This is a genomic window from Mycobacterium novum (assembly GCF_010726505.1).
Classification (GTDB): Bacteria; Actinomycetota; Actinomycetes; order Mycobacteriales; family Mycobacteriaceae; genus Mycobacterium; species Mycobacterium algericum.
In genome coordinates this window covers 3,048,362-3,065,449 of record NZ_AP022562.1, presented here as the reverse complement: position 1 = coordinate 3,065,449, position 17,088 = coordinate 3,048,362, and the positions used below count along the sequence as shown (strand labels likewise).

Annotated in this window: 14 protein-coding genes; 7 read left to right on the top strand and 7 right to left on the bottom strand. The window is 70.0% G+C overall.

All coding sequences use genetic code 11. From position 1 onward, the window contains the following. Positions 1 to 23: 23 nt before the first annotated feature. Positions 24 to 245, top strand: a complete 222-nt coding sequence (locus tag G6N19_RS14205) for a hypothetical protein (RefSeq protein ID WP_193465160.1) — start codon at positions 24 to 26, stop codon at positions 243 to 245. 18 nt (positions 246 to 263) lie between these two features. Here G6N19_RS14205 and G6N19_RS14200 read toward each other — a convergent pair whose 3' ends face one another. Beyond that, a complete protein-coding gene (locus G6N19_RS14200; protein ID WP_197912075.1) occupies positions 264 to 1,232 on the bottom strand; it encodes a TauD/TfdA dioxygenase family protein in 969 nt (322 codons plus the stop codon). A gap of 50 nt (positions 1,233 to 1,282) precedes the next feature. On the opposite strand from G6N19_RS14200, the gene G6N19_RS14195 reads away from it, so the two are divergent. Then, the gene (locus G6N19_RS14195; RefSeq protein ID WP_193465159.1) at positions 1,283 to 2,014 is read left to right on the top strand and encodes an IclR family transcriptional regulator; all 732 of its coding nucleotides are present in this window, start codon (positions 1,283 to 1,285) and stop codon (positions 2,012 to 2,014) included. Between the two features lie 3 nt (positions 2,015 to 2,017). Here the strand turns inward: G6N19_RS14195 and G6N19_RS14190 are convergent, their stop codons facing one another. Beyond that, positions 2,018 to 2,887 carry a MaoC/PaaZ C-terminal domain-containing protein gene (locus G6N19_RS14190; protein WP_193465158.1) on the bottom strand — a complete coding sequence of 290 codons (870 nt, stop codon included), beginning with the start codon at positions 2,885 to 2,887 and terminating at the stop codon, positions 2,018 to 2,020. Positions 2,888 to 2,978: 91 nt separating this feature from the next. Here G6N19_RS14190 and G6N19_RS14185 point away from each other — a divergent pair, with 91 nt between their 5' ends. The 3 genes from G6N19_RS14185 to G6N19_RS14175 are packed head-to-tail and all read left to right on the top strand — an operon-like array spanning position 2,979 to position 6,739. After that, positions 2,979 to 3,695 (top strand): histidine phosphatase family protein, encoded by a 717-nt coding sequence (locus G6N19_RS14185; RefSeq protein WP_193465157.1) that lies wholly within the window; start codon positions 2,979 to 2,981, stop codon positions 3,693 to 3,695. A 43-nt stretch (positions 3,696 to 3,738) separates the two neighbouring features. After that, positions 3,739 to 5,763: an SDR family oxidoreductase gene (locus G6N19_RS14180; RefSeq protein WP_193465156.1), complete on the top strand. Its 2,025-nt coding sequence runs from the start codon at positions 3,739 to 3,741 to the stop codon at positions 5,761 to 5,763. Positions 5,764 to 5,773: 10 nt separating this feature from the next. Continuing rightward, the gene (locus G6N19_RS14175; protein ID WP_193465155.1) at positions 5,774 to 6,739 is read left to right on the top strand and encodes a nucleoside hydrolase; all 966 of its coding nucleotides are present in this window, start codon (positions 5,774 to 5,776) and stop codon (positions 6,737 to 6,739) included. An 87-nt stretch (positions 6,740 to 6,826) separates the two neighbouring features. On the opposite strand, the gene G6N19_RS14170 is transcribed toward G6N19_RS14175, so the two are convergent. From G6N19_RS14170 to guaA, 3 genes are all read right to left on the bottom strand, one after another. Beyond that, positions 6,827 to 8,416: a DNA polymerase Y family protein gene (locus tag G6N19_RS14170; RefSeq protein WP_193465154.1), complete on the bottom strand. Its 1,590-nt coding sequence runs from the start codon at positions 8,414 to 8,416 to the stop codon at positions 6,827 to 6,829. A gap of 11 nt (positions 8,417 to 8,427) precedes the next feature. Then, complete coding sequence (locus G6N19_RS14165) at positions 8,428 to 9,126, bottom strand: hypothetical protein (protein WP_193466398.1); 699 nt, start codon at positions 9,124 to 9,126, stop codon at positions 8,428 to 8,430. Between the two features lie 241 nt (positions 9,127 to 9,367). Next, entirely contained in the window at positions 9,368 to 10,981 is a 1,614-nt protein-coding gene (guaA, locus tag G6N19_RS14160; protein WP_193374394.1) for a glutamine-hydrolyzing GMP synthase, read from the bottom strand. A 42-nt stretch (positions 10,982 to 11,023) separates the two neighbouring features. Here guaA and G6N19_RS14155 point away from each other — a divergent pair, with 42 nt between their 5' ends. Both G6N19_RS14155 and G6N19_RS14150 read left to right on the top strand, forming a co-directional pair. Further along, positions 11,024 to 11,773, top strand: a complete 750-nt coding sequence (locus tag G6N19_RS14155) for a beta-phosphoglucomutase family hydrolase (protein ID WP_041320142.1) — start codon at positions 11,024 to 11,026, stop codon at positions 11,771 to 11,773. Further along, positions 11,770 to 14,130 carry a glycoside hydrolase family 65 protein gene (locus G6N19_RS14150; RefSeq protein WP_013830149.1) on the top strand — a complete coding sequence of 787 codons (2,361 nt, stop codon included), beginning with the start codon at positions 11,770 to 11,772 and terminating at the stop codon, positions 14,128 to 14,130. The genes G6N19_RS14155 and G6N19_RS14150 overlap by 4 nt, the downstream gene beginning before the upstream one ends. A 16-nt stretch (positions 14,131 to 14,146) precedes the next feature. Here the strand turns inward: G6N19_RS14150 and G6N19_RS14145 are convergent, their stop codons facing one another. Beyond that, a complete protein-coding gene (locus G6N19_RS14145) occupies positions 14,147 to 15,880 on the bottom strand; it encodes a GMC oxidoreductase (RefSeq protein WP_193465153.1) in 1,734 nt (577 codons plus the stop codon). A gap of 59 nt (positions 15,881 to 15,939) precedes the next feature. Continuing rightward, entirely contained in the window at positions 15,940 to 17,067 is a 1,128-nt protein-coding gene (locus tag G6N19_RS14140) for a GuaB3 family IMP dehydrogenase-related protein (protein ID WP_193374478.1), read from the bottom strand. Positions 17,068 to 17,088: the final 21 nt, after the last annotated feature.

The window sequence follows — 17,088 nt, the reverse complement described above, 5'->3', positions numbered from 1 at the left end:
GCGGCACCTGATCGGATGTGGCCATGGACGCGTACACGGCCGCCGAGAGCGCGGCGATCGGCAGTGAGTACCTGGAGTTCCCAGAACTGGACGACCGTGATTTTCAGAGGCTGGCCCACGCCCGCGTCGGCAAGCTCACCAAGATGTTCATGCCGTCGAACCACCCGCCGGTGATGGAACTGATGGTGTCGATCTGGGTAGACGGCCTGGCCAGCGGGATGCGGATGGCACGCGAGGACGCGTAGCAGTTGCCGACGAGATGCTCAGACCGTCATCTCGAGGATTCGGTCGCCCTGGGCGTTGCCTTCGAAAAAGCCCAGGCCGTAGTCGCCCTGAATCGTGGTGCGGTGCATGACGCGCGGTTCGTCCGGATCGTGGCCGCTGACCGCGTGAAGCATGCGCAGGTTGTCCCAGATCACCATGTCGGTGGGGCGCCACTTGTGGAAGTAGGGCCTGATCTTTGCCAGCATGTCCTGGCATACCGCTTCGAGTAGCCGCTCCGCTTCGGGTGTTTCCGCGCCCTCGATGCCTTCCGCCATCCACGGCGAGATGTGCAGCACCTTCTCGCCGCTGTCGCGGGTCCAGACCGCGGGGTGCACCGCGCGCGGAAGCTTCTTGCCGTAGTCGATCGTCTGCTGTAGGCGCACGTGCGGTTGGATCTCGGTGAATCCGTCGGCCAGCCCGAAACGCATGTCGGCGAAGCGCAAGTTGAGACTGTAGAGGATGTTGTGGCCCTCGATCTGTGTCCGCAGCTCGGGTGTCAGCAGCTTGTAGAGGTCGATGCCGTCGGCGAATCCGGTCTCCCCACCCTCGGTGACACCGGTGATGCACCGCAGCACCCCGGCCCGATTCAATTCATTGTTGTAGCAGTGATCGAAATGCCAGGGCAGCCACGAGGTGACTTCCTTACCGTCGATCATCACGATGTTGCCCTCGCGGGCGGCCTGGCTGATCGCGATGACCCCCGGATGCAATCCGCCCTCGGCCCGCGGCACAGTGGAAACCGGGTGATCCTTCAAAGGCCCGAACACCTTGCTGACTTCGACCTGCAGCCTGGCGTCCGGCTTCATCTCCTCGAAGAGGATCATCCCGCGCTCGTCGAAGATCCGCCGAAGCCGCTCGCGGACCTCCGGGTCTTCCACGGTCTGAAAGTTCACACCGGTGATCCGAGCTCCGAACGGGAGGTCTTCGCGTAGCGGTTTCACGTCGAGGGTTGCCATGACGATCTCCATATCATTATATGATATAGTTATATCATTAATTAACACTAATGAGGATACGGATGGCCGTCAAGGGCAGTTCCACCGCAGCGCGGGTGCTGGTTGTGTTCGAGGCGGTGGCCGCCAACCAGCCGATCGGTGTCGCCGCCCTGGCGCGGATGCTGGACATCGACAAGAGCGCGGTGCAACGCGCACTCGTGACACTGTCGGAGCAGGGCTGGATCCAGGCACGCGAGGATCAGCTGACCCAGTGGGAGACCAGTCCGCGCATCCTGAACATCGCCCACAGCTCGCGCGCCAAGTCTGAACTGCGCCATACGATCCAACAGGTACTCGAACGGTTGGCCGCGCAGACCGGCGAAACCGCGATCTTCAATGAGCCGGCCGGGCGGCATCTGGTGGTGTCGCAAGTGGCAGAGAGCGACCAGCCACTGCGTATGGCGCCCCGCATCGGCGCGGTCATTCCCGCGCGCTACAGCGCTACCGGCCGGGTCCTGCTGCCCTTTCTGAGCCGCGAACGACAAACCGAGCTGCTCGGCGCCCCTCCCGACACGGCGTTCCTGGAGCTTCTGGAGGAATGCCGCGCCCGTGGTTATGCGGCCAGCAGCGAGGTCAACGCACCGTCCACGACCATCGCGGCGCCGGTCTTCGAGGTCGACGGCCGCCCGATCGGCGCCGTGGCGATCAGCGGTCCGGCCGAGCGCATGCCACCAGCCGACCACCCCCGCCAGGCTGAACTGGTCTGCAAGGCCGCGAAGCTCCTGTCGCGCAACACTCCCGGGTCAACGCGCTGAGCCTCAACCCCGGTATTCGGCCACCCCGTCGTCGAGCACCACCCGCGCGTTGGCGCCGTCGGGGCCGGCGGCCTCGGTGCGGAACACCGCCCTACCCGGCTGGGTCCGCCAGATCGAGGTGGTCAGCGTCTCGCCGGGGAACACCGGTTCGGTGAAGCGTGCCGTGATCGCGGTGACCTGCTCGGCGTCGCCGCCGCCGAGTTCGGCAACCAGCGCACGGCCAGCGAAGCCGTAGGTGCACAACCCGTGCAGGATCGGCTTGGGGAAACCGGCCAGCGTGGTGGCGAACCACGGATCGCTGTGCAACGGGTTGCGGTCGCCGGAGAGCCGATACAGCAGCGCCTGGTCCTCGCGGGTCGCATAAGCCACGCGCGCATCCGGCTCGGAATCCGGAATCTGCGGAGCCACCGGCCGCTGCCCCGGCTCCCCGCCGAAACCACCGGCCTTGCGGATGACCAGAGTGGTCAGCGTCTCGGCGATCGGCTCGGAGGTCGTGGGGTCGGTGCCGCGCGCCCGCAGCATCACCACGGCATTCTTGCCCTCGCCCTTGTCCTGGATGTCGGCGACCTCGGCGACCACCTGCAGGCTTCCGGCGGCCGGCAGCGGCGCGAACAACCGCACCTCCTGCGAGCCGTGCAGCAGCATCGCCGGGTTGAAGGTGCCGATCTTGCCGGCGGCCGCGAAGCCCAGGCAGCAGACCACGGCGAAGGTGGGCAGCACCTGCTGAGGGATGCCGTGGCTGTTCTCGGTGGTGAACGCCAGGTCGGCTGTCCCGGCGCCGACGCCGAGCGCATACAGCATGGTGTCGCGATCGGTCCATTCGACCAGCACCGGATCGGTCGTCGCGCCGACGGCTGTCGGATCCAGTGCCATGGGCTCTCCTCACCGCGATCGTGGGCGGATACGCCCCACCATTTCAGCAGAACCGGCCCCGTCGGCACCCCCGACACGGCAGGCTGTCGCCATGGGGAAGCGTATCTGGAATCGCACCGGCACGGTGTTCGCGATGTTGGCCGCCGCCCTCGCCGCAGTCCTGGTGCTCGGGGGTTGTTCGGGGACACCGCATACCCGCACCATCACTTTGACGTTGATCCGCCATGGCGAATCGGAAGCCAACGCCGCCGGGATCATCGACACCACGGTGCCCGGCCCGGGGCTGACCGAGAAGGGCCGCGCGCAGGCTCAGGAGGTCGTGGATCAGCTGTCGCGCAACCACTACGACGGCGTCTACGCCTCCTCGATGGCGCGCAGCCAGCAGACCGCCGCGCCGCTGGCGCGCGAACTCGGCCGTCAGGTGCAGATCCTGCCCGGGCTGCGGGAGATCGACGCGGGCTGGTTCGCCGACAAGCAGAACACGGTGGTCAACGCGACCTATCTGCTCGCCCCGCAGGCCTGGATTCACGGTGACCGGACCGCGGCCATACCCGGCTCGATCGACGGCAACCAGTTCAACGACGAGTTCAGCGCCGCGGTGCAGCGGATCTATGACAGCGGAGACGCCAATCCGGTGGCGTTCTCGCACTCGGCGTCGATCATGGCGTGGACGCTGATGAACGTCAGGAACCCGCGGGATGAGCTGATGACCGACCACCCGCTGCCCAACATCGGCCGGGTGGTGATCAAGGGCAGCCCGAGCACCGGCTGGAAGCTGGTGGACTGGGACGGAATTCGGGCGTTCTGAGCGCACGGTTGACGTGGTGGCCGTGACAGGCCACCATGACCGGATGCGCTATGTCGTTACCGGCGGTACCGGATTCATCGGGCGACGGGCGGTGTCCCGTCTGCTGACGACCAAACCCGACGCGCAGGTGTGGGTGCTGGTGCGCCGCGAGTCGCTGGGCCGCTTCGAAGCGCTGGCCTCGCAACCCGGCCAAGCCTGGGGCGAGCGGGTAAAGCCGCTGGTCGGCGACCTGACGGCGGAAAACCTCGGGCTGACCGACACGGTGATCGACGAGCTCGGCAGCATCGATCACGTGCTGCACTGTGCGGCGATTTACGACATCACCGCCGGCGCGGCCGAACAGCAGGCGGCCAATGTCGAGGGCACCCGCGCGGTGATCGGGCTGGCGAAGCGGCTCGATGCCACCTTGGCGCACGTGTCGTCGATCGCGGTGGCCGGCGACTACGCCGGCGAGTTCACCGAGGCCGACTTCGACATCGGACAGGCGCTGCCGACGCCGTATCACCAGACCAAGTTCGAGGCCGAAGCGCTGGTGCGCTCGACGCCGGGGCTGCGCTACCGGATCTACCGCCCGGCGGTGGTGGTGGGTGATTCGCGCACCGGCGAGATGGACAAGATCGACGGCCCGTACTACTTCTTCCCGCTGCTGGCCAGGCTGGCGGCGCTACCCCGACTCACCCCGATGGCCGTGCCCGACACCGGACGCACCAATGTCGTCCCGGTCGACTACGTGGTAGACGCGCTCGTCGAGTTGATGCACGCCGACGGGTATGACGGGCGTACCTTCCACCTGACGGCGCCGAAATCGATTGGGCTGCCAGACATCTACCGGGCCGTCGCGGCCGAGGCGGGGCTGCCGCCGCTGCGCGCCAAGCTGCCCGGCGCGGTAGCGGCCCCGGTGCTCAACGTCGGCGGCCGGGCGCGGGTGTGGCGCAACATGGTCGCTACCCAGCTGGGCCTGCCCGCCGAGGTACTCGACCTGGTGAACCTGCGGCCGACATTCATCGCCGACGCCACCCGGGACGCGTTGCGGGGAACCGGTATCGAGGTCCCGCGGTTCGCCGAGTACGCGCCTCGGCTGTGGCGATACTGGGCGCAGCAGCTGGATCCCGACCGCGCCCGCCGCGGTGATCCGGCCGGACCACTGGTGGGCCGCCACGTCGTCATCACCGGGGCGTCCAGCGGCATCGGCCGGGCCTCGGCGATCGCCGTCGCCGAGCGCGGCGGTGTCGTCTTCGCGCTGGCCCGCAGCGGCGAGGCGCTGGATGAGTTGGTGGCCGAGATCCGCGCCGCGGGCGGGCAGGCCCACGCGTTCAGCTGCGACGTCACCGATTCGGCGTCGGTGGAGCACACCGTCAAGGACATCCTGGGCCGGTTCGACCACGTCGACTACCTGGTGAACAACGCCGGCCGGTCGATTCGCCGCTCGGTGGCCAGTTCCACCGATCGGCTGCACGACTACGAGCGCACCATGGCGGTCAACTACTTCGGCGCGGTGCGGATGGTGCTGGCGCTGCTGCCGCACTGGCAGGAACGGCGGTTCGGCCACGTCGTCAACGTCTCCAGCGAAGGGGTGCTGGCGCACAGTCCCCGCTACAGCGCCTATGTGCCCACCAAGGCCGCGCTGGACGCGTTCGCCGATGTGGTGTCGACCGAGACGCTCTCAGACCACATCACGTTCACCACCATCCACATGCCGCTGGTGGCCACCCCGATGATCGCGCCGTCGCGAAAGCTGTTGCCGGTCGGGGCGATCAGCGCCGAGCACGCGGCGGCGATGGTGGTGCGCGGCCTGATCGAGAAGCCGGACCGGATCGACACCCCGCTGGGCACCCTGGCCGAGGCGGGTAATTACGTCCTTCCCGGGCTGGCGCGCCGGGTGTTGCACCAGGTCTACCTGGGTTACCCGGACTCGGCCGCCGCGCGCGGCGTGGCACCGGCCACTGCGGCGCAACCACCTCGGCAATCCTCCCGCAGGCCGAAGCGGCCGGCTCGGGCGATCACCAGGGTGCGGGTGCCCCGCCCGGTCAAGCGGGCGGTCCGGCTGGTGCCGGGCGTGTACTGGTGATCGTGCGGTCGTGACGCTGCCGGTCTTCGCCGACGTCGACACCGGCGTCGATGACGCCGTTGCGCTGGTCTACCTGCTGACCGACTCGCGGGCCCGGCTGGTGGGTCTGGCAGCAACCGGCGGAAACGTTGCGGTGCAACAGGTCTGCCGCAACAACCTGGCCCTGCTGGAGTTGTGCGGGGCGAGCGGCATTCCGGTGTCGCGGGGCGCCGAGGCACCGCTGAACGGACCGGTCCGCACCGCGGAGGCCATTCACGGGCCGCAGGGACTGGGGTATGCCGAGCTGCCGCCGGGCAGCGGCCGGCTCACCGGATACGACGCCGCGGCGGCGTGGGCCGCCGCCGCGCGGGAACACCCCGGGCAGCTGGTCGGGCTGGTGACCGGCCCGCTGACCAACCTGTCGCTGGCGCTGCGGGCCGAGCCCGCACTGCCCACGCTGCTACGCCGGCTGGTGATCATGGGCGGCGTGTTCTCCGGCGAGCGGGCCGACCGGGCCGAGTTCAACATCGGGTTCGATCCCGAGGCGGCCGCCGAGGTGTTCTCGGCTTGGGCGGCTGTTGCGCCGCAACGGCTTCCGCTGGTATGCGGGCTGGATCTGACCCAGCGCATCGCGATCACCCCGGCGATCCTGGCACTGCTGCCGGCTCCGACGGACAGCCCGGTGGTCCGGTTGCTCCACGACGCACTGCGGTTCTACTTCGAGGCGCACGATGCCCGGGGGCACGGGTACCTGGCGTATCTGCACGATCCGCTGGCCGCGGCGGTCGCGCTGGAACCCGGCCTGGTGACCACCCGGCCGGCCGCGATACGGGTTGTGCTCACACCCGAGGAGGCGGAGCGCGGGCGCACGATTCCCGACTGGAACGCGCGCCAGCCCAACGCGCTGATCGGCGTGGGCGTCGACCCGGCGGCGTTCTTCGACCGGCTCGTGCAGCGAATCGGCACGTTGGCCCGCCGGACCCCGCCGAGCGTGTAACCACTGCGATTCGGGGCGAGTTTTTTCGCAGTGAGTACACGTTCGGCGAAGAAAGCCGGGAAGGAGACGTGCGAAGGCCCAGCCGGGTCACTCATAGCTGCCCTCCAGGTACCACCGCCGCAGCCGGTAGCACAGCAGCAGCGCCGCACCGGGCGCGCCGGCCGGGCCGTCCAGCAGCGCCTGAACCCGGGCGGTGCGCCCTGCCCCCGGCCCCTCCCGCAGCGGATCCCACCACCGCTCGTCGACCGGCCAGGGCCCGGCCCACCAGCGCAGCCGCTCATCACGCCCCCGGGCCACCAGCCATACCGGATCGGCCGAGAACAATCCGCGGCCGGTCACCCGGATCGGGTTTCGTTCGGCGTCAAGCAGTTCCACCGGATCATCGAGCAGCACCGCCGGCGAGGGCTCGGGGAGCCGGCCGGGCCACGGCTGGCGCGGGTCGGCCAGCGGCACCGGCTCATCCCCCAGCGGGGTCAAGGTGATGCGCTCGGCGGGGCCACGGCCACCGGAGAGCACCGGCACCCGCACCGCCTCCGGGCCGAGCAGGCCCTGCACCCGCACCAGCGCCCGGCGGGCCCGCAACCGGTCCTCCTCACCGAGCCCGCCCCACAGTGGTAGTTGCAGCGCCTCGGTCGCCGATGCCACCTCCACCGGCTGCAGCCGCAGCAGCGTCACCGGGCCGGTGGGCCGGTCGGAGGTGGCGCGGCTGTTCAGCCAGCCGTCCAGTTGCCAGCGCACCCGGTCGGCGGTGGCGTCCTCGGTCAACGGCTCGGCGCACCGCCACACCCGGGTCAACTCGTCACCGGTGGCGGTGACGGCGTGAATGGCCAGTCGGGTGCAGCCGACGCCGGCGGCCATCAGGGTGCGGTGCAGCACGCCGGCCAGCGACCGGCCGGCGAACGCCGCGGCGTCGACCCGGTCGATCGGCGGATCGCAGTGCAGCACGGCGTCCAGATCCGGGGCGGGCTCCCGCCCGGACGGCCCGCGCTCCGGCTCGCCGCGGGCGAATCGGTGCGCGGTCAGCCCATCGGAGCCGAACCGCGATGTCACATCTCGGCGCGGTAGCGCGGCGAACTGCCCTATCGTCCGAATCCCCAACCGCCACAACAGGTCCACGAGACTATCGCGTCCGGGGCCGGACAGGCTGGGCTCGGCGGCCAGCTGCCGGATCGACAGCGCCGACAGGAACCGGGCGTCCCCCCCGGGTGGCACCACGGCGCCGGCGCGGGCCGCGAGCACCGCGGCGGAGAGCCCATCGGCGATCCCGACCTGGCATTCGACATCGGCGGCGGCCACCGCGTCGACGAGGCGTTCGGCGGCTTGCTCCTCGGAGCCGAAGGCCCGGATCGCACCACGCACCGACACCACCAGCAGGCCGGGCCGTAGCACCTCGGCGGCCGGCACCAGTTCGTCGACCGCGGCCAGGACCGGCTCGAACAACCGGGCATCGCGATCGGTGTCGGCGGCAACCACGTGCAGTGGCGGGCAGCGGGCAGCGGCCTCCCGGCGCCGCAGCCCACGGCGCACCCCCGCCGCACGGGCACCCGCCGAGCAGGCGATCACCCGGTTGGCCAGGGTGACGGCGATCGGCGCGGTGGCCGGCAGACCCGCCGCGACCGCCGCGGCGACTGCGGGCCAGTCCATGCACCACAGCGCCAGCACTCGAGAGTCGGCCATGAGAAGACCAGCTACCCGGCCCTGGTTCGTCCGACCGCGCCCTGCAGCGCCCGCACCTCGAGCCGCACCGCGCCGATCCGCCCGAAACCCGACCGGGCTCGTCGGCCCACGGAGCCGGCCAGCTCATACCCGCTCACCCGGGCCTCCAGTCGCAGCGCCGCGCCCTGCCAGTCACCGTCACAGATCAGCAGGGCGCAGCCCCGGTGCCGCGCGCGGCCCAGCGCCACCCGGGTGCGCGCCGGCGGCACGTGGCGGCCGCCCAGGCCGAGCACCACCAGATCCATGCCGTCCATCAGCACCGTGGCCACCTCCACCGGATCGTTGCCGGGATCGGGGATCACCGCGAGCCGGCTCAGGTCGGCGCCCATCTCCGCGGCGGCCAGCAGCCCGGCGTCCGGCTGGCCGACGATGGCCGCGTTACCGCCGGCGGCCGTCACCGCGGCCACCATGCCCAGCATCAGTGAGCGGGCCCCCGAGGCCACCGCCACGGCGCCCCGCGGCAACCCGGCGGGCAGCACCTCCGCCAGCAGCGGCGGAACCGGCAGCACGGCATCCGAAGACGGGGCGACCGAAGTATCCGGGCCGAGCCCCCGCCGGCCGGCACCCACCTTTCCGGTCACCGCCGCCATCTGCCGGCGCAGCTGTTTCAGCTGGTCAGCTCGATTTTCAGGGGCATCAGGACGTTGCCCCAGCTCCACCGCCGCCGTCATGATCGCCTCCGGGAAACCTCGCATCGATTCGAAACTGTGTTCGATTGATCCGAGTGAACACTTCCCCACCGACAACCGTCAAGCCGGGCGGATCAGGCGTCCCGCGCGTCACATCCGCACCGCATCAGCAGACTTCGGGAACGGCCCCGGTTGTCGCTCAGCGGGGCAACAGCGACCGTGGCTTGCTGCTGTGGCAGCTGAGGCGGATGTGTCCACAGCGTGGAAAGTGACGGGTGTGTGTCTACTCCCACTCGATGGTGCCGGGCGGTTTGCTGGTGATGTCCAGCACGACGCGGTTGACCTCGGGCACCTCGTTGGTGATCCGGGTGGAGATGCGCTCGAGCACCTCGTAGGGCACCCGGGTCCAGTCGGCGGTCATGGCGTCCTCGCTGGAGACCGGCCGCAGCACGATCGGATGCCCGTAGGTGCGGCCGTCGCCCTGCACCCCGACCGAGCGGATGTCGGCCAGCAGCACCACCGGGCACTGCCAGATCTGATGGTCCAGACCGGCGGTGGTCAACTCCTCGCGGGCGATCGCATCGGCCTGACGCAGCGTCGCCAGCCGCTGGCCGGTGACCTCGCCGACGATCCGGATGCCCAGCCCCGGCCCGGGGAACGGTTGGCGCGCCACGATCTCCTCCGGCAGCCCCAACTCCCGTCCGACCGCGCGCACCTCATCTTTGAACAGCAGCCGCAACGGCTCGACGAGGGCGAACTTCAGGTCATCCGGCAGCCCGCCGACGTTGTGGTGGCTCTTGATGTTCGCGGTGCCGGCGCCCCCGCCGGATTCCACCACGTCCGGATACAGCGTGCCCTGCACCAGGAACTCGACGTCCCCTTCAGCGGCGTGGTCTACCAGGGTGTCTCGCACCGCACCCTCGAAGGCACGAATGAACTGCCGCCCGATGATCTTTCGCTTGCCCTCCGGGTCGGACACCCCCGACAGCGCGTCCAGGAACGTCTCGGCGGCGTCGACCGTGATCAGCTTCGCCCCGGTGGCGGCGACGAAGTCCTCCTGCACCTGCTCGCGCTCCCCGGCGCGCAACAACCCGTGGTCGACGAACACACACGTCAGCCGGTCCCCGATGGCGCGCTGCACCAGCGCCGCGGCGACCGCGGAATCCACCCCACCGGACAACCCGCAGATGGCGTGCCCGTCACCGATCTGCTCACCCACCTGCGCGATCAGGGCGTCGGCGATGTTGGCCGGCGTCCAGGACGCGTCGATCCCGGCGAACTCGTGCAGAAACCGGCTGAGCACCCGCTGCCCGTACGGGGTGTGGATCACCTCCGGGTGGTACTGCACCCCGGCCAGCCGACGGGTCCGGTTCTCGAACGCGGCCACCGGAGCGCCCGCGGTGCTGGCCACCACCGCGAACCCGTCCGGTGCCCCGGTCACCGCATCGCCATGGCTCATCCACACCGGCTGGGAAGCCGGGAAGCCCGAATGGAGTTCGCCGCCGGACACTTTCAGCTCGGTGCGGCCGTACTCACTGGTTCCGGTGCGCTCGACGGTGCCGCCGAGGGCGGCCGCCATCGCCTGGAAGCCGTAGCAGATGCCGAACACCGGGATGCCGAGGTCGAACAGCGCCGGATCGAGCCGGGGGGCGCCGTCGGCGTAGACACTGGCCGGCCCGCCGGACAGCACGATCGCCCGCGGTTCACGCGCGGCGATCTCCTCGACGGTCGCGGTGTGCGGGACGACTTCGGAGAACACCCGCGCCTCCCGGACCCGGCGCGCGATCAGTTGGGCATACTGCGCGCCGAAGTCGATGACCAACACGGGGCGAGGCGATGGAGACGACACCACAGAGAGCTTAGTGGCGGCAAACTCAACCGATCCGACGGTAGGCATGGTGAAGTGGACACAGCCCGATCCGGAAGGGAGCAGTTCATGGTGCTGGGCCTGCCCGAAACGGTGCGCGCCTGCCTGTTCGACCTCGACGGTGTGCTCACCGACACCGCCAGCGTGCACACCAAGGCATGGAAGGCCATGTTCGACGCCTACCTGGCCCAGCGCGCCGAACGCACCGGCGCGCCGTTCGTGCCGTTCGACCCGATCGACGACTACCGGCGATTCGTCGACGGCCGCAAACGCGACGACGGGGTGCGCACCTTTTTGGCCAGCCGCGACATCGTGCTGCCCGACGGCGGCGACGACGACCCGCCCGACGCCGAAACCGTGCACGGCCTGGGCAACCGCAAGAACGCGGCGTTCCTCACGGCGCTGCAGGCCGACGGGGTGGACGTGTTCGAAGGGTCGCGGCGTTACCTGGCGGCGGTCACCGCGGCAGGGCTGGCCACCGCGGTGGTGTCGGCCAGCGCCAACGCCGGCGAAGTGCTGGCGATCACCGGCCTGGAGAAGTTCATCGCGCTGCGCGTCGACGGGGTGACATTGCGCACCGAACACATCGCCGGCAAGCCGGCCCCGGACTCGTTCCTGGCCGCGGCGCAGCTGCTCGATGTCGCTCCCGGCGCGGCCGCGGTGTTCGAGGACGCACTGTCGGGGGTGGCGGCCGGCCGAGCCGGCGGGTTCGGTTTCGTGGTAGGCGTGGATCGGGTAGGTCAGGCCGAGGACCTGCTGCGCCACGGCGCCGACGTCGTTGTCACCGATCTGGAGGAACTGTTGGGAGAGCAGGCCGAATGATTCCTGAGGACTATTTTCCGATCGAACCGTGGCAGATCCGCGAAATCGGGCTCAACCTGGATCTGCTCGGGCAGACCGAAGCGCTGTTCACGCTGTCCAATGGGCATATCGGCTTGCGCGGCAACCTCGACGAGGGCGAGCCGTACGGCCTGCCCGGCACCTACCTGAACTCGTTCTACGAGGTGCGGCCGCTGCCCTACGCCGAAGCCGGGTTCGGCTATCCGCAGGCCGGGCAGACCGTCGTCAGCGTGACCAACGGCAAGATCCTGCGGCTGATGGTCGACGACGAGCCGTTCGACGTCCGCTACGGCGAACTGGTCGACCACGAGCGCATCCTGGACATGCGGGCGGGCACCCTGACCCGCCGGGTGCACTGGCGCTCCCCGGCCGGCAAACAGGTCAAGGTGCACTCGACCCGACTGGTGTCGCTGTCGCAGCGCAGCGTCGCGGCCATCGAATACGTCGTCGAGGCGGTCGACGAATTCGCGCGTGTGACAGTGCAATCCGAGCTGGTCGCCAACGAGGACCAACCGCCGACCTCCGGTGACCCGCGGGTCGCGGCGATTCTGGAGAACCCGCTGGAGGCCGTGGAGCGGGAGAACACCGACCGCGGCGCGGTGCTGGTGCACCGCACCCGGGCCAGTGACCTGATGATGGCCGCGGCCATGCACCACGAGATCGAGGTACCGGGCCGGGTCCAGGTCAACACCATGGCGATTTCCGACGTGGCCGCGACCACCGTGGTGTGCGGGCTGCGCCCGGGACAGAAACTGCGGATCATCAAGTACCTGGCCTACGGCTGGTCCAGTGAGCGGTCCCGGCCCGCGCTGCGCGACCAGGCGATCGCGGCGCTGACCGGCGCCCGCTACAGCGGCTGGCAGGGGCTGCTGGATTCCCAGCGGGCCTACCTCGACGACTTCTGGGACGGCGCCGACGTCGAGGTCGACGGCGATCCCGACTGCCAGCAGGCGGTCCGTTTCGCGCTGTTCCACATCCTGCAGGCCAGTGCCCGCGCCGAACGCCGGGCGATCCCCAGCAAGGGACTGACCGGCACCGGCTACGACGGCCACACATTCTGGGACAGTGAGAGTTTCATCATCCCCGTGCTGACCTACACCGCGCCGCACGCGGCGGCCGACGCGCTGCGCTGGCGGTCCTCGACGCTCGACCTGGCCCGCGACCGGGCCACCGAACTCGGGCTGGCCGGGGCGGCGTTCCCGTGGCGGACGATCCGCGGCCAGGAATGCTCGGGGTACTGGCCGGCCGGCACCGCCGCCTGGCACATCAACGCCGACATCGCCGCGGCGTTCGAGCAGTACCGGCTCGTCACCGGGGACGGCTCGCTGGAGGCCGAGTGCGGGCTGGAGGTGCTGGTCGAGACCGCCCGGTTGTGGCGGTCGCTGGGTCACCACGACCGGCACGGGGTGTGGCACCTGTCGGGGGTGACCGGCCCCGACGAGTACACCGCGATCGTCCGCGACAACCTGTTCACCAACCTGATGGCCGCCCACAACCTGCGCACCGCCGCCGACGCGTGTGCCCGCCACCCCGATGCCGCCCACGAGTTGGGGGTCACCAACGAGGAGATGGCCGGCTGGCGGGATGCCGCCGACGCGACGCACATCCCCTACGACGAGGAACTCGGCGTTCACCCGCAGTGCGAAGGCTTCACCTCCGCCGCGGAGTGGGACTTCGACAACCGGACCACCTACCCGCTGTTGCTCAACGAGCCCTACGTGCGGCTGTACCCGGCCCAGGTGGTCAAGCAGGCCGACGTGCTGCTGGCCATGCACTGGCGAAGCCACGCGTTCACCCCCGAGCAGAAGGCCCGCAACGTCGACTACTACGAGCGGCGCACGGTGCGGGACTCGTCACTGTCGGCGTGCACCCAGGCGGTGATGTGCGCCGAGGTGGGGCACCTGGAGCTGGCCCACGACTACACCTACGAGACGGCGTTCGTCGACCTGCGCGATCTGCACGACAACACCCGCGAGGGACTGCACCTGGCGGCACTGGCGGGGACCTGGCTGGCGCTGGTGGCCGGCTTCGGCGGGCTGCGCGACGACCAGGGCGTGCTGTCACTGAACCCGGCTTTGCCGGAGGGGATCTCACGCCTGCGATTCCGGTTGCGCTGGAAGGGATTCCGTGTGACGGTCAGCGCCACCGACGACGAGGTCAGCTACACCCTGCGCGACGGCCCGGACGGCCGGCTGACGATCCACCATGCTGGCAAGGAACTCGAACTGAGCACCCAGGCGCCCACCACGGTGCCGGCATGCCCGCGCGAGCCGCTGCTGCCGCCACCGATTCAGCCGCCCGGCCGCGCGCCCGCCCACCGGCGCCAGTTCGCGCGGTAGGTGTACAGCTGAGGTCTCAGCGCGTCCCCGCCGACCACCGCAGCGCGCCGACGGCCTGATCGGGCACCGCCGGGTTCTTCGGCGCGATCGGCTCCAGCCGCCGGTAGGGCTCGCCCTGGGCCGGCCGCTGGTCGGCTTCACCCTTGTTCGGCCACAGCGACGCGGCCCGCTCGGCCTGCGCGGTGATCGACAGCGACGGGTTGACGCCGAGGTTGGCCGAGACCGCCGCACCGTCGGCCACCGCCAGCGTCGGGTAGCCGTACACCCGCTGGTAGGGGTCGATGACGCCGTGCTCGGGGCTGTCTCCGATCGCCGCGCCGCCCAGGAAGTGCGCGGTGAGCGGGATGTTGAACAGTTCCCCCCAGGTGCCGCCGGCCACGCCGTCGATCTTGGCGGCGATGCGGCGGGTGACCTCGTTACCGACCGGGATCCAGCTCGGGTTCGGTTCACCGTGGCCCTGCTTGCTGGTGTAGCGGCGGATGCCCAGCCTGCCGCGTTTGGTGAACGTGGTGATCGAGTTGTCCAGGTGCTGCATGACCAGCGCGATCACGGTGCGCTCGCTCCACTGCTTGGGGTTGAGCAGCCGCAGGATGTGCGCGGGGTCTTCGCGGGCCTGATCCAGCAGCTGGCGCCAGCGCGGAACATCGGTGCCTTGCGGGCCGGCGCCGTCGGTCATCAGGGTCTGCAGCAGACCCATCGCGTTGGAGCCCTTGCCGTAGCGGACCGGTTCGACGTGGGTGTCGGCGGTGGGATGGATCGAGGAGGTGATCGCCACACCGTGGGTCAGGTCCAGGTCCGGGTTGACGTCGAGGGTCGCCGCGCCGACGATCGATTCGGAGTTGGTGCGGGTCAGCACGCCCAGCTTGTCGGACAGTCGGGGCAGCTTCCCCCGGTCCCGCATCTTGAACAGCAGCTTCTGGGTGTTGTAGGTGCCCGCGGCCAGGATCAGATACCGGGCGGTGAAGATCTTGCGTTGCCGGCGCACACGCAGGCCGGTGCGCACCGTCCGCACCTGCCACAGCCCGTCACCGCCCTGCTCGAAGGCGGTCACGGTCGTCATCGGATGCACTTGCGCGCCAGCCGATTCCGCCAGGTACAGGTAGTTCTTCACCAGGGTGTTCTTGGCGCCCCACCGGCAGCCCGTCATGCACTCGCCGCACTCCAGGCAACCGGTGCGCTGCGGCCCGGCGCCGCCGAAGTACGGGTCGGGCACCGTCTTGCCCGGGGTCTTCTCGCCGTCCTCACCGAAGAACACCCCGACCGGAGTGGCCACGAACGTGTCACCGACTCCCATGTCGTCGGCAACCTGCTTGACGATGCGGTCGGCGTCGGTGAACGTCGGGTTCTTGACCACCCCGAGCATCCGCTGGGCCTGGTCGTAGTGCGGCATCAGCTCGGCGCGCCAATCGGTGATGTGCGCCCACTGCTTGTCGGCGAAGAACGGCTCCGGCGGGACGTAGAGGGTGTTGGCGTAGTTCAGCGATCCGCCGCCCACCCCCGCGCCGGCCAGCACCATGACGTTGTTGAGCAGGTGGATCCGCTGGATGCCGTAGCACCCCAGTTTCGGCGCCCACAGGAAATCCCGCAGGTGCCAGGAGTTCTTGGCGAAGTCCGGGTCGGCGTAGCGGCGGCCCGCCTCCAAAACACCGACGCGGTAGCCCTTCTCGGTCAGTCGCAGCGCGCTGACGCTGCCACCGAACCCCGAGCCGATGATGAGGACGTCATAGTCAGGTTGGCTATCCGGCTGCATGCCTCACAGTATGGCCCTACTCGCCGGTAACCGCGGCGGATAGGCGACCCTTACCGGGGTCAGCTCCCGACGGTCAGCCCGACCTTCTGGAATTCCTTGAGGTCGCAGTAGCCGGCCTTGGCCATCGACCGGCGCAGCCCGCCGACCAGGTTCAATGAGCCGAACGGATCGTCCGAGGGCCCGTCGAGCACCTGTGCCAGGCCCGGGCGCTCACCGTAGGCGACCTGCATCAGCGCGCCACGCGGCAGCGACGGGTGCGCCGCCGCCGACGGCCAGTACCAGCCCTCACCCTGCGCCTCGGCGGCGGCGGCCAGCGGCGTGCCCAGCACCACCGCGTCGGCGCCGCAGGCGATCGCCTTGGCCAGGTCCCCGGAGGTGTGGATGTCGCCGTCGGCCAGCACATGCACGTAACGCCCGCCGGTCTCGTCCAGGTATTCGCGGCGGGCCGCGGCGGCGTCGGCGATCGCGGTGGCCATCGGCACCGAGATGCCCAGCACCTCATCGGAGGTGGTCACCCCGGCGGTGGAGCCGTAGCCGACGATCACCCCGGCCGCCCCGGTGCGCATCAGGTGCAGCGCGGTGCGGTGGTCGATCACCCCGCCGGCCACCACCGGGATGTCGAGCTCGGAGATGAACGTCTTGAGGTTCAGCGGTTCGCCATCGTTGGCGACGCGTTCGGCGGAGATGATGGTGCCCTGGATGACCAGCAGGTCGATGCCGGCCGTCACCAGGGCCGGCGTGAGTGCTGCGGCGTTCTGCGGGCTGACTCGCACCGCGGTGGTCACACCGGCCTCGCGGATGCGCGCCACCGCGGCGCCCAGCAAATCGGGGTCCAACGGCGCGGCGTGCAGCTGCTGCAGCAGCCGGATCGACGCCTCCGGCTCCGGTTCCTTGTCCGCAGCGGCCACGACCTGGGCGATCTTGTCCGCGACGTCGGCGTGCCGGCCGATCAGCCCTTCGCCGTTGAGCACCCCGAGCCCACCGAGCCGGCCGAGTTCGATCGCGAACTCCGGGGAGACCAGCGAGTCGGTGGGGTGTGCCAACACCGGGATCTCGAACCGGTAGGCGTCCAGCTGCCAGGCCGTGGAGACGTCCTTGGAGGAGCGGGTGCGCCGAGACGGCACGATGTTGATGTCGTCGAGCTCATAGGTGCGCCGGGCGGTGCGGCCCATGCCGATCTCAACCATGTCACGCATGACGGGTCAGCC